We start from the raw sequence: 13465 nt of genomic DNA, 5'->3' as shown, positions 1-13465 counted from the left end.
TTAATCTGTCTTGTATAATGGATAGGTTAAGGGGTGATTTCGTGTTACAACCGAAAACGCGTTGGAAAGAAAAAGAATATAATGAGGAACTAGTGAGTGAATTAGCAAATAAATTGCAACTATCACCTCTTGTGACTTCATTATTTCTCGGAAGAGGCTTAAATACAGAAGATAAGATTGTAGACTTTTTAAATACAGCAGATCAAGAATTTCATGATCCATTTTTACTTGAAGGAATGGATCGGACTGTAGAACGTGTGAAAAAGGCCATTGAAAATGGAGAACAAATATTAATATTTGGCGATTATGATGCGGACGGAGTAAGTAGTACGACTGTGTTATATCTTGCTCTCAAAGAATTAGGTGCAGAAGTAGAGTTTTATATTCCAAATCGTTTTACTGAAGGCTATGGGCCAAATGAAGAGGCGTTTCGTTGGGCGCACAGTGCAGGGTTCTCACTAATTATTACTGTCGATACTGGTATCGCAGCGGTACATGAAGCGAAGGTAGCGAAGGAACTTGGAATAGATCTTATTATTACAGATCATCATGAGCCGCCACCAGAGTTACCAGAGGCATTTGCGATTATTCATCCGAAATTAGAAGGCGGTGTTTATCCGTTTCATTATTTAGCGGGTGTTGGTGTTGCATTTAAAGTTGCACATGCACTTTTGGGTCGTGTACCAGAGCATTTATTAGAAATTGCAGTAATCGGTACGGTAGCCGATTTAGTATCGCTTCACGGTGAAAATAGATTGTTAGTACAGCGTGGACTGAAGCATATGCGAATGACTCGAAATATCGGTTTAAAGGCGTTATTTAAAGTTGCTAACGTTTCGCAAAGCGAAATTACAGAAGAAAGCATCGGATTCTCACTCGCACCTCGTATTAATGCAGTTGGTCGTTTGGAAGATGCAACACCTGCTGTACACCTTTTATTATCAGAAGATCCAGAGGAAGCGAAAGAGCTAGCTGAAGAAATTGATGAGCTGAACACACTTCGAAAAGATATTGTAAAGCAAATTACAGAAGAAGCTATCGCTGAAGTCGAAAATAAATTCCCGCCGGAAGAAAATAAAGTATTAGTCCTTGCAAAAGAAGGTTGGAATCCAGGGGTAATTGGAATTGTCGCTTCTAAGTTAGTTGAACGTTTTTATCGTCCGACGATTGTATTAAGCATTGATCCTCATAAAGAAACAGCAAAGGGATCGGCTCGTAGTATTGCAGGATTTGATTTGTTTGCAAACCTTTCAGATTGCCGTGAATTGTTACCGCATTTCGGAGGTCATCCGATGGCGGCGGGAATGACGCTTAATATGAATGATGTGGATGAATTAAGACGCAGGTTAAATGAGCAAGCAGATGCAGTTTTAACAGAAGAAGATTTTATTCCGATTACAGCAGTGGATGCATTTTGTAAAGTAGAGGATGTAACGCTTGCCGCGATTGAGGAGATGCAAAAGTTAGCGCCATTTGGCGTAGGAAATCCGAAACCGCGTATTGCGGTGAAAGATGCTGACTTAGAAAGTATCCGTGCAATTGGATCTGATGGCTCGCATTTAAAAATGGCTCTTCGTGATGGACAAGCAACACTGGATACAATTGGATTTGGATTTGGTGCTTATGCGAAAGAAATCTCTCCAGTTGCGAAGGTTTCTGTAGTAGGAGAAGCGTCCATTAATGAATGGAATAACTTTAAAAAGCCGCAATTAATGGTGCAAGATATTGCTGTAGAGGCATGGCAATTATTTGACTGGCGTAGTATGCGTAATGTAGAAGCAAATTTAGCAGAACTTCCGAAAGAAAAAATAACCATGGTGTATTTTTCTGAAGAGGTATTGAATAAGTTTTCTTTAGAAGGTTATAAAGAACAGCTCGTGCATGCATCAGAGGTAACGCATTTAGATGATCAATATATTGTGTTACTCGATTTGCCGAAAGGAACAGATGAATTGCGTGATTTATTTAAAGTAGGATTTCCATCTCGAATTTACACGCTATTCTATCAAGAGAACAATCATTTATTTAGTACAGTCCCAACGAGGGAACACTTTAAATGGTACTATTCTTTCTTAAGCCAAAAAACACCATTTTCTTTAAAGCAATATGGGGAACAACTGTGTCGTCATAAAGGTTGGTCAAAAGATACAGTAAATTTCATGACACAGGTGTTTTTTGAGTTAGAATTTGTTACAATAAAAGACGGTGTCATTTTTATGGCAGAAAAAAAACAAAAGCGTGATTTAATTGAATCGAACACATATCGTGAGAAAATGAACCACTTACAATTAGAGAAAGAATTGGTTTATAGCACATATCAGCAACTATATACATGGTTTGAAACGATTCGTAATCATAAATAAGTAGAACAGTTAGGGTAAAGGATTTGCATTTACAAACCTTTTATATCTGAGGAGGATTCAGAAATATGGATTTCAAGCAACATATCGCAATTGTACCAGACTATCCGAAAGAAGGTATTGTGTTCAAAGACATTACACCTTTAATGAACGACGGAAAAGCATACAAAGCAGCAACAGATGAAATCGTTGCTTATGCAAAAAAAAGAGACATTGATGTTGTAGTAGGGCCAGAAGCGCGTGGTTTTATTATCGGTTGCCCAGTTTCTTATGCATTAGAATTAGGGTTCGCACCAGTTCGTAAATTAGGGAAATTACCACGTGAAGTAATTACAGTTGACTACGGTAAAGAATATGGAACAGATGTTTTAACAATCCATAAAGATGCAATTAAGCCAGGTCAACGTGTATTAATTACAGATGACCTATTGGCTACAGGTGGAACAATCGAAGCGACAATTAAACTAGTTGAAGAACTTGGCGGAGTTGTAGCAGGAATTGCATTCTTAGTAGAGCTTACTTACTTAGATGGTCGTAAAATGTTAGATGGTTACGATGTATTAGTATTAGAAAAATACTAATCGCTATATAGGTAAAACTACGGTGATAAAAAGTACCCGTGAATCTCTTGGAGAGGAACGGGTACTTTTGTATAATTGCACAAAAAAATAAGGTGAAATGTCAGTAAAATCTTTTCCTTTTCACAATTCACAATCATTGGGTTATAATGATAGAATATAATTTATTCCACTTAATAAAGATAAAGTCAATTTTCAATAAAAGGTGATTCGATGGCAAATGAGCAGGTACTAACAGCTGAACAGGTACTCGAGAAAGCAAGTCAATATTTAGCGGATGAAGATATTGAGCTAGTGGCACGTGCCTATGAATATGCGCGCGATGCACATAGCGAACAATATAGAAAATCGGGTGAACCATATATTATTCACCCAATTCAAGTTGCAGGTATTTTAGTTGATTTACACATGGATCCGGCTACAGTATCGGCAGGTTTCTTGCATGATGTAGTGGAAGATACAGAAATTACATTAGAAGATATTGAACGGGAATTTAATAAAGAAATCGCTATGCTTGTCGATGGCGTTACAAAGCTCGGAAAGATTAAATATAAATCTCATGAGCAACAACAAGCAGAAAACCATCGCAAAATGTTTATCGCAATGGCTCAAGATATTCGAGTTATTTTAATTAAACTAGCTGATCGTCTTCATAATATGCGTACATTGAAACATTTGCCTCAAGAGAAGCAGCGACGCATTGCAAATGAAACATTAGAAATCTTTGCACCTTTAGCACATAGACTCGGAATTAGTACTATTAAATGGGAGCTAGAGGATACGTCACTTCGCTATTTAAACCCGCAGCAATATTATCGTATTGTGAATTTAATGAAGCGTAAACGTGCAGAGCGTGAAGAATATTTAGATGAAGTAATGACTGGCATTCGTGAGAAATTAAAAGAGGTTTCAATTCAACCTGAGATTTCTGGAAGACCAAAACATATTTACAGTATTTATCGTAAAATGGCATTGCAAAATAAACAATTCAATGAAATTTACGATTTACTAGCTGTACGTGTCGTTGTGAATAGTATTAAAGATTGTTATGCGGTGCTTGGAATTATTCATACGTGCTGGAAGCCAATGCCGGGTCGTTTTAAAGATTATATTGCAATGCCAAAAGCAAATCTATATCAATCTCTTCATACGACTGTAATTGGGCCGAAAGGTGACCCGCTTGAAGTGCAAATTCGTACGAAAGAAATGCACGAAATTGCAGAATTCGGGATTGCGGCACATTGGGCGTATAAAGAAGGTAAAGCAGCAGAAACAACGGGTACATTAGAGAAAAAACTAACATGGTTCCGTCAAATATTAGAATGGCAAAATGAAGCTTCTAATGCAGAAGAGTTTATGGAATCATTAAAAATTGATTTGTTCTCTGATATGGTATTTGTCTTTACACCGAAAGGCGATGTAATGGAATTACCTCTTGGCTCTGTCCCAATTGATTTTTCATATCGTGTCCATTCGGAAATTGGAAACAAAACAATTGGTGCAAAAGTAAACGGGAAAATGGTGACACTTGATTATAAGCTGAAAACTGGTGACATCATTGAAATTTTAACATCGAAACATTCGTATGGCCCAAGTCAAGATTGGGTAAAACTAGCTCAAACATCTCATGCGAAAAATAAAATACGTCAATTCTTTAAGAAGCAACGTAGAGATGAAAATATTGAAAAAGGCCGTGAACTTGTTGAAAAAGAAGTGCGTGGCTTAGAGTATGAAATGAAAGAAGTATTAGCACTTGATAATTTAAAACGTGTTGCTGAGAAGTTTAACTTTGCAAATGAAGAAGATATGTTTGCAGCAGTTGGATACAACGGAATTACAGCTGCACAAATTGTTACGCGACTAACGGACAAGTTCCGTAAACAACGTGAAGAAGAAGAAATCGTTGAAGTTAAAGAAGTTCGTAAACCGATGAAAATTCGAAAATGGGATTCTGGTGTAAAGGTAAGTGGTGCAGATAATTTGTTAATTCGTTTATCAAAATGCTGTAACCCAGTTCCAGGCGATGATATCGTTGGGTATATTACGAAAGGTCGAGGCGTATCAATTCACCGTTGCGATTGCGTCAATGTGCATACAGAAGAAGCGGTAGAGCGTTTACTAGAAGTAGATTGGGAAGGTAGTCCTGAAAAAGAAATTGAATACAATGTTGATATTGAAATTTCAGGCTATGATCGTCGTGGTTTATTGAATGAAGTATTACAAGCTGTTACAGAAACGAAGACGTATATCTCAGCTGTTTCTGGTAGAAGTGATCGTAATAAGATGGCAACGATTAACATGTCGATTTCTATTCGAAACTTACAACACTTGAAAAAAGTAGTGGAGCGCATTAAACGTGTTCCAGAAATTTATGCCGTACGACGCATGATGCATTAATAGGGAGTGTAGAAAAGATGAGAGTTGTTTTACAACGATCAAAGGAAGCGTCTGTCACAGTAGATGGTGAGATTGTAGGACAAATTCCATTCGGTTTAACATTACTAGTTGGCATTACGCATGAAGATACAGAAAAAGATGCAACTTATATCGCAGAAAAAATTGCAAACCTACGTATTTTTGAAGATGAGAGCGGAAAGATGAACCACTCTGTACTTGATGTGAAGGGACAAGTTCTATCTATTTCGCAATTTACATTATACGGAGATTGCCGTAAAGGAAGACGTCCAAACTTTATGGATGCTGCGAAACCTGATTATGCAGAGCGTTTATATGATTTCTTTAATGAAGAAGTTCGTAAACAAGGACTACATGTGGAGACAGGGCAGTTCGGAGCAATGATGGATGTTTCTTTAATCAATGATGGTCCGGTGACCTTAATTGTAGAAAGTAAATAGTGTTGCCGGGGAAGAGAGGATTATAGGATCCTCTCTTTTTTTCATACATTTTGGTATGTTTTGTTTAGTTATTTGGAATCAATAGCTGTTTCGGCTATGTATAACTATCTCATCAATATGGAACAATAAAAAGTAAAACATCCATATTGAATGTGAGGGATATACGTATGCGTATGAATGAAAAAGGGCATTCTGTTACAAATGGTGCAAATCAACTGTTTAACGTAAATTTACATGATTTTATTTCAAAAGAACAAAACAATACTTCAATGGAGCTTGCTTCTGAGTTTGGAATTTCACTACAAGATGTAAAGCGCCTAAAGAAGCAAATTGAGCGCTCTTAGAGCACTTGACAATCCTACTCAACAAACGTATAGTAATTTTATATTTACATATGAATATAGCCGTTGATAGAGGAGAGTAAATGAGATACACATGGAAAGAGAAGAAATGTCCTAGGCTGAAAACATTTCTACATGATGACTGATTGAATGACACTCTGTAGGTTTCAACTTGAAAGGCTTATACGCTTAGTAGAGATGAACGCAAATTTAAGCGTTATTAAAAAAGTGGAAGCATACGTGCTTCAATTAGGGTGGCACCACGGGTATAATACTCTCGTCCCTACTGTTCAAACAGTAGAGGCGGGAGTTTTTTTATTTTTATTAAGATTAAAACAATTTGAGGAGGAACTGAATATGTCTATTCAAATCCCACGCGGAACGCAAGATATTCTTCCAGGTAGTGTAGAGTTATGGCAGTATATCGAAGGGCAAGCGCGCGACATTTGCCGTCGTTACAATTATAAAGAAATTCGTACACCAATTTTTGAGCACACAGAGCTATTTTTACGTGGTGTTGGTGATACGACAGATATCGTACAAAAAGAAATGTATTCATTCCAAGACCGTGGAGAGCGTAGTTTAACATTACGTCCAGAAGGTACTGCACCTGTTGTACGTTCTTACGTTGAAAACAAAATGTTCGGTGATGCAACACAACCAACAAAATTATACTATATCGGCCAAATGTTCCGTTATGAAAGACCACAAGCAGGTCGCTATCGTCAATTCGTACAGTTCGGTATTGAAGCAATTGGTAGTAACGATCCAGCAATTGATGCAGAAGTAATTGCACTTGCTGTAGAGTTTTACCGCGGTATGGGCCTAAAAAATATTAAAGTTGTATTAAATAGCTTAGGTGATGCAGCGAGTCGTCAAGCACACCGTGATGCGTTAATTGCTCACTTTGAGCCGCGCATCGGAGAATTCTGTTCTGATTGCCAATCTCGCTTAGAAAAAAACCCTCTTCGTATTTTAGACTGTAAGAAGGACCGTAATCATGAATTAATGAGCACGGCACCATCTATTACAGAATACTTAAACGAAGATTCGGCAGTATACTACGACAAAGTACAAGAACTACTAACGATGATGGATGTTCCATTTGAGAAAGATCCGAATTTAGTACGTGGTTTAGACTACTACCAACACACTGTTTTTGAAATTATGAGTGAGGCAGAAGGTTTCGGTGCTATCACAACATTAAGTGGCGGTGGCCGTTATAACGGACTTGTACAAGAAATCGGTGGACCGGAAATGCCAGGTATCGGTTTTGCGATGAGTATTGAGCGTTTAATTATGGCGCTGAAGGCTGAAAATATTGAGTTACCAATTGAACATAGTATTGATTGTTACGTTGTAGCACTTGGTGAAAAAGCGAAAGACCAAGCTGCGAAAATTGCGTTTGATCTTCGTAAAGCTGGACTAGCAGTTGAAAAAGATTATTTAGATCGCAAAATGAAAGCACAATTTAAATCTGCAGATCGTTTAAATGCGAAATACGTAGCTGTATTAGGGGAAGATGAGCTAGATAAAGGCATCATTAACTTAAAAGATATGGCAACAGGCGGACAAGAAGAAGTAGCGTTAGATGTATTTGCTTCATATGTAGCAGAGAAATTAATATAGGGGGAACTTAAAGTGGCTGAAAGAACACATGCATGCGGAAAAGTAACAGTAGAAGCGGTTGGACAAACAGTTCAATTAAAAGGTTGGGTACAAAAACGCCGTGATTTAGGTGGATTAATCTTTATCGACTTACGTGACCGTACAGGTATCGTACAAGTTGTATTTAATCCAGAAACATCAAAAGAAGCGTTAGAAGTAGCAGAAACGATTCGTAGCGAATACGTATTACACGTAGAAGGTACAGTTGTTGAACGTGGTGAAGGCGCAATTAATGATAATATGGCAACTGGTCGTATTGAAGTACAAGCATCGAAAGTGAATGTATTAAACGCAGCGAAAACAACGCCAATCATTATTGCTGATGATACAGATGCATCAGAAGATGTGCGTTTAAAATATCGTTACTTAGACTTACGTCGTCCTGCAATGTTCAACACATTCAAAATGCGTCATGACGTAACGAAAACAATTCGTAACTTCTTAGATACAGAAGAGTTCTTAGAAGTTGAAACACCAATTTTAACGAAGAGCACGCCAGAAGGAGCTCGCGACTATTTAGTACCAAGCCGTGTGCATGATGGTGAATTTTATGCATTACCTCAATCTCCGCAGCTATTTAAACAGCTTCTTATGGTCGGTGGATTTGAGCGTTACTATCAAGTAGCACGTTGTTTCCGTGACGAAGATTTACGTGCGGACCGTCAACCGGAATTCACGCAAATTGATATCGAGGCATCATTCTTAACACAAGATGAAATTTTAGAAATGATGGAGCGTATGATGACGAAAGTCATGAAGGATGCAAAAGGTGTAGAAGTTAGTGCACCATTCCCTCGTATGAAATATGCTGATGCAATGGCTCGCTTTGGTTCTGATAAGCCGGATACACGCTTTGAAATGGAACTAAAAGACCTATCTGAATTTGCAGTAGGTTGTGGATTTAAAGTATTTACAAGTGCTGTAGAAAACGGCGGACAAGTAAAAGCGATTAACGCAAAAGGTGCAGCGAGCAAATACTCTCGTAAAGACATCGATGCATTAACTGAATTCGCAAAAGTATACGGTGCAAAAGGTCTAGCTTGGCTTAAAGTTGAAGAAGATGGCCTAAAAGGACCGATTGCAAAATTCTTCGGTGAAGAAGATGCAAATGTGCTAATGAGTACATTAGAAGCTAATGCTGGCGACTTATTACTATTCGTAGCAGATAAGAAGAGCGTTGTTGCAGATAGCTTAGGTGCACTTCGTTTACGTCTAGGTAAAGAACTTGAGCTAATTGACGAAAGTAAATTTAACTTCCTATGGATAACTGATTGGCCACTTCTTGAGTACGATGAAGATGCAGATCGTTACTTCGCAGCTCACCATCCATTCACAATGCCATTCCGTGAAGATGTTGAACTATTAGAAACAGCACCAGAAAAAGCACGTGCACAGGCATATGACCTTGTATTAAACGGTTATGAGCTTGGTGGTGGATCACTTCGTATTTACGAGCGTGACGTACAAGAAAAAATGTTCAAAGCACTTGGCTTCTCACAAGAAGAAGCACAAGAACAATTCGGATTCTTATTAGAAGCATTCGAATACGGTACACCACCACACGGCGGAATCGCATTAGGTTTAGACCGTCTTGTTATGTTACTTGCAGGTCGTACGAACCTTCGTGATACAATTGCATTCCCGAAAACAGCAAGCGCAAGCTGCTTATTAACAGAAGCTCCAAGCCCAGTTGCAGAAGCACAGCTTGAAGAACTGAACTTGAAGTTGAACGTGAAAGTGAAAGAAGAGAAGTAAGAATAGAGTCTAGATGGTTATACTATAGCCGTCTAGGCTTTTTTTATAGAGGTTGTTTAAAAAGTCCGGTTTAGATAACCGTCGCATTTCATCGTTACGTATGCTAGTCCGGTGCTCGAGTAGTATCCCTACACTGTGCTCCTCCTAGCATAAGTGCCTCGATCTGCTCGGTTCTCTAAATCCTCCTTTTTAAACGTATATTGAAGAGGAAGTTTAAAAAGTCCGGTTTAGATAACCGTCGCATCTTATCGTTACGTATGTTAGTCCGGTGCTCGAGTAGTAAAGCTACACTGCGCTCCTCCTGGCGTCAGCGCCTCGATCTGCTCGGCCCTCTGAATCCTCCTTTTTAAACGTATATATAAGAAAAAAGTCCGGTTTACATTATGTTTTCCTTGTTTGAATATGTATTTTTAGGAATTCTATAACTTTTTCTATACAAATAGTCGGAAAAACGCTAGAATACATGGTAGACCATTTTTGTAATAGGAGTGTAGAGCTGAATGTTACATCAATTTTCACGTAATGAATTAGCCTTTGGAAAAGAAGGCCTTGAAATATTAAAAAATAGTACAGTCGGTATTTTAGGAATTGGCGGCGTAGGGTCATTTTCGGCAGAAGCGCTAGCACGTTCTGGCGTAGGACGTCTTGTATTAGTTGATAAAGACGTTGTAGATATTACAAACGTAAACCGTCAAATTCACGCGTTAGTATCTACTGTAGGACGTTCAAAAGTAGAATTAATGAAAGAGCGTATTGCAGACATTAATCCAGAGTGTGAAGTAATTGGACTAGAGATGTTTTATACAGATGAAACATATGAAGAGTTCTTTAAACACGGTTTAGATTTCGTAGTGGATGCATCTGATACGATTACGTTCAAAATTCATTTAATTAAACAATGTTTACGTCGTAAAATTAAAATTATCTCATGTATGGGTGCGGCAAATAAAATGGACCCAACTCGTTTCCGTATTGCGGACATTTCTAAAACACATACAGATCCAATTGCAAAAGTAATTCGTACGAAGCTTCGTAAAGATGGTATTAAAAAAGGTGTAAAAGTTGTCTTCTCTGACGAAAACCCAATCGTAATTCGTGAAGAAGTACGTAAAGAAATCGTACCGGACGAAAATGCAAAAATTCGTAAAGCGAAATTACCACCTTCTTCAAATGCATTCGTACCATCTGTGGCAGGCTTGATTATGGCAAGTCACGTTGTACGTGAACGTATTAAAAACGTAGAAGTGAAGCGTGTAGGGCAAGAATAAAAAAGAAAGCATATATCCGCCTAGGGTATATGCTTTTTCTATTATGTTTTAAAGTATTGCAGATACTTGCAATACTAATAATTCAAATGTAAGTAATCCTAATAAAGAATAATCGTATTTGTCCGACTTATAGGCGGAGGTCTTTTTTAAACTATGAATTGTAAAAAGACCTAACGTTAGGACGAGAACACCGAGTGTTATTTTGAATACTATTAATGAAATAGCAACCATCTCCCTTCAAGCGTATATATTTATAGTAACATTCAAGTAAATAATATCCAATTTTTTCCGGGATGTTTATCATTGTCAATCTTTGTCGGTAAATTGATATTCCTTCTCGAATCGTTGATATATTGTAAGTTATGATAGAAATATCCGAAAAATCGTTAATATAATTACATTTACCGATGGATTGTGAGAATTAAAAAAACAGGGATGTCACTTAGTCAAAAAAGTGACACCCCTGTTTTTTTAATTCTCTGCAGAATATATAATATCTAAATTTCCATTTTGATCGGTTTTGAAAATCGGAGCAATTTGCTCTTCTTGTTCTTCCACCGAAACAAGTTTTCGAGCACGATCCATAATTCTAACAAGCATTGCATAATCTTCTTCGATTGCTTGTTGTTTTTTTGTGAGAACAGCTAATTTTGCTTCAAGTTCATTATTCGTTTTTTGCAGGGAGGTGAGCTGATCTTGTAATACGTAATTTTCAGTTTGTAACTTTGCGAGTGAAGGGTTATTGTGCTCCAAGTTTTGCAAAAATGAGATGACATTTTGCATTGTAAGATCTTGTTTATTTGGGGCAATATCTTCTGAGAACTCGGCATCGATTACGAGCTGCCGAGTTTGTGTGAACTGCTCTTTTTCTATTTTAGCTTCCGAACGCTTTAATTCTTTACGTTGTTTTTTTGCAATTTGCACCGCATCTTCATAATACGGTCTTACTTCAGCATTCCATCTAAAGCCACAAGCTGCTGAAGTTCGGTTTAATGTATCACCAACTTCATCGAATGCTTTTATTTGTGTACTTCCGCTGCGAATATGTCGTAAAACAGTTTCTGCTAAAAGGAGATCGTCTTCTTTTGTCCATGCATCTTGACGTGTTTTCATAAGCGAAGCCTCCGTAATGGTGACGTTTTCGCTTATATTACCCTTTATTCTTCATTTTATGCGAACTTTGTAATCTTTCGTAAATAGTAGAAAGTGCTTGTTCAAATTTCCCTGTCGTTTTCGGTTTATAATATTGCTTGTTTTTAATTTTATCAGGTAAGTATTGTTGTTGTACCCACCCGTTTGGATGGTCGTGTGGATATAAGTATCCGATGCCTCTTCCTAACGATTCGGCTCCTTTATAATGACTATCTTTTAAATGACTTGGAATGTCACCTGTTTGACCGTTACGTAAATCGTGTAATGCAGCATCAAGTGCTTTATAAGCTGAATTGGATTTTGGTGATAGGCAAAGCTCGATAACGGCATTTGCAAGTGGTATGCGCGCCTCTGGAAAGCCGACCCGTTCCGCTGATTCAATCGCTGCTAGTGTACGCTGTCCAGCTTGTGGGCTAGCAAGTCCGATATCTTCATATGCCATAATAAGCAGACGTCTACCGATGCTTTGTAAGTCACCAGCTTCAATAAGGCGTGCTAAATAATGAAGTGCGGCGTTCACATCACTTCCGCGTACTGATTTTTGAAAAGCAGATAAAACGTCATAGTGAGCATCGCCACCTTTGTCGTGAACGAAACTCTTTTTCTGTAAGCATTCTTCTGCGATTTCAAGTGTAATTTCCGCGGCTTTGTCGTCAGTTGTAAAGCTAGATAAAACAGCTAGTTCAAGTGCATTATAAGCTGAGCGCATATCTCCGCCCGACGCATTTGCAAAGTGATGTAATGCTTCATCCGTAACAGTTACATCATATTCCCCAAGCCCTTTTTCTTTATCTTCAAGCGCTCGTTTTAAGCCAATTAAAATATCATCTTCTGTTAATGCGTGTAATTCGAAGATTTGACAACGACTTCGAATAGCAGAATTAATAGCATGGAACGGATTGCTGGTCGTTGCACCAATTAAAGTAAGAAGTCCGCTTTCTAAATGGGGTAATAGAAAGTCTTGCTTCGCTTTATCTAGCCTATGAACTTCATCCAAAATTAAAACGAGGTGCCGATGCATCTTCGCTTCTTGTACGACAACTTCCATATCTTTTTTATTATGAGTAACAGCGTTTAAGAGGCGAAACGGGGTTCCGGTGCTTCCTGCAATTGCGCTAGCGATTGATGTTTTTCCTGTGCCTGGAGGACCATATAAAATCATTGATTGAAAATGATTTGCTTGGACCATTCGCCATAAAATCTTTCCTTCACCAACTAAATGCTGTTGTCCGATAATTTCTTGAATATTTGTAGGGCGCATTCGATGTGCGAGTGGTTGTTTCATTTGACCCTCTCCCTTAATGTATAATCTCATTCTATCGTATCATTTTTTTTTGATGAAATTTGAAATAGGATGCTGTTTTGTGGGAAAAATGAATATGAATATTTTCATTTTTCTTTCAATTGTAATAATTTCCGAGTTTTTCAATGTGATTTTATGTTATCATTTTGATACACACGTTGAAATTTCTTATAATACTATATTAT

At 37.9% G+C, this 13465-nt stretch carries 10 protein-coding genes and 1 other annotated feature; of the genes, 8 read left to right on the top strand and 2 right to left on the bottom strand.

Going from position 1 to position 13465, the window contains the following annotated elements:
• Window positions 1-41 precede the first annotated feature (41 nt).
• The 8 genes from recJ to V7038_RS18920 all read left to right on the top strand — a co-directional run bounded on the left by recJ (window position 42) and on the right by V7038_RS18920 (window position 10825).
• Complete coding sequence (gene recJ, locus V7038_RS18955; protein ID WP_002199283.1) at window positions 42-2363, top strand: single-stranded-DNA-specific exonuclease RecJ; 2322 nt, start codon at window positions 42-44, stop codon at window positions 2361-2363.
• A gap of 65 nt (window positions 2364-2428) precedes the next feature.
• Window positions 2429-2941, top strand: a complete 513-nt coding sequence (locus tag V7038_RS18950; protein ID WP_002111996.1) for an adenine phosphoribosyltransferase — start codon at window positions 2429-2431, stop codon at window positions 2939-2941.
• A gap of 210 nt (window positions 2942-3151) precedes the next feature.
• On the top strand, window positions 3152-5335 hold the full coding sequence (gene relA, locus V7038_RS18945) for a GTP diphosphokinase (RefSeq protein ID WP_002111995.1): 2184 nt from the start codon (window positions 3152-3154) through the stop codon (window positions 5333-5335).
• A gap of 17 nt (window positions 5336-5352) precedes the next feature.
• Window positions 5353-5793, top strand: a complete 441-nt coding sequence (locus tag V7038_RS18940; RefSeq protein WP_199659384.1) for a D-tyrosyl-tRNA(Tyr) deacylase — start codon at window positions 5353-5355, stop codon at window positions 5791-5793.
• 167 nt (window positions 5794-5960) lie between these two features.
• Window positions 5961-6137, top strand: a complete 177-nt coding sequence (locus V7038_RS18935; RefSeq protein WP_002015300.1) for a hypothetical protein — start codon at window positions 5961-5963, stop codon at window positions 6135-6137.
• Window positions 6138-6191: 54 nt separating this feature from the next.
• Window positions 6192-6422, top strand: a binding site (T-box leader).
• A gap of 69 nt (window positions 6423-6491) precedes the next feature.
• A complete protein-coding gene (hisS, locus tag V7038_RS18930) occupies window positions 6492-7763 on the top strand; it encodes a histidine--tRNA ligase (RefSeq protein WP_002145627.1) in 1272 nt (423 codons plus the stop codon).
• Between the two features lie 12 nt (window positions 7764-7775).
• Window positions 7776-9557, top strand: coding sequence for an aspartate--tRNA ligase (gene aspS, locus V7038_RS18925; RefSeq protein WP_335471333.1), 1782 nt, complete (start codon window positions 7776-7778; stop codon window positions 9555-9557).
• A gap of 500 nt (window positions 9558-10057) precedes the next feature.
• On the top strand, window positions 10058-10825 hold the full coding sequence (locus V7038_RS18920) for a tRNA threonylcarbamoyladenosine dehydratase (protein WP_000903181.1): 768 nt from the start codon (window positions 10058-10060) through the stop codon (window positions 10823-10825).
• 471 nt (window positions 10826-11296) lie between these two features.
• On the opposite strand, the gene V7038_RS18915 is transcribed toward V7038_RS18920, so the two are convergent.
• Both V7038_RS18915 and V7038_RS18910 read right to left on the bottom strand, forming a co-directional pair.
• Window positions 11297-11938: an RsfA family transcriptional regulator gene (locus tag V7038_RS18915; RefSeq protein ID WP_335471331.1), complete on the bottom strand. Its 642-nt coding sequence runs from the start codon at window positions 11936-11938 to the stop codon at window positions 11297-11299.
• A gap of 37 nt (window positions 11939-11975) precedes the next feature.
• Complete coding sequence (locus V7038_RS18910; RefSeq protein ID WP_335471329.1) at window positions 11976-13262, bottom strand: replication-associated recombination protein A; 1287 nt, start codon at window positions 13260-13262, stop codon at window positions 11976-11978.
• Window positions 13263-13465: the final 203 nt, after the last annotated feature.

This window comes from Bacillus sp. JJ783 (assembly GCF_036963225.1).
Classification (GTDB): domain Bacteria; phylum Bacillota; class Bacilli; order Bacillales; family Bacillaceae_G; genus Bacillus_A; species Bacillus_A cereus_U.
This window is presented reverse-complemented; position numbering and strand designations above follow the sequence as displayed.

What these genes read in the sequence shown, in the direction of transcription:
- V7038_RS18915 (WP_335471331.1), bottom strand. Translation starts at nt 11,938, where the DNA reads ATGAAAACACGTCAAGATGCATGGACAAAAGAAGACGATCTCCTTTTA.
- V7038_RS18950 (WP_002111996.1), top strand. Translation starts at nt 2,429, where the DNA reads ATGGATTTCAAGCAACATATCGCAATTGTACCAGACTATCCGAAAGAA.
- V7038_RS18940 (WP_199659384.1), top strand. Translation starts at nt 5,353, where the DNA reads ATGAGAGTTGTTTTACAACGATCAAAGGAAGCGTCTGTCACAGTAGAT.
- V7038_RS18935 (WP_002015300.1), top strand. Translation starts at nt 5,961, where the DNA reads ATGCGTATGAATGAAAAAGGGCATTCTGTTACAAATGGTGCAAATCAA.
- V7038_RS18910 (WP_335471329.1), bottom strand. Translation starts at nt 13,262, where the DNA reads ATGAAACAACCACTCGCACATCGAATGCGCCCTACAAATATTCAAGAA.
- hisS (WP_002145627.1), top strand. Translation starts at nt 6,492, where the DNA reads ATGTCTATTCAAATCCCACGCGGAACGCAAGATATTCTTCCAGGTAGT.
- relA (WP_002111995.1), top strand. Translation starts at nt 3,152, where the DNA reads ATGGCAAATGAGCAGGTACTAACAGCTGAACAGGTACTCGAGAAAGCA.
- V7038_RS18920 (WP_000903181.1), top strand. Translation starts at nt 10,058, where the DNA reads ATGTTACATCAATTTTCACGTAATGAATTAGCCTTTGGAAAAGAAGGC.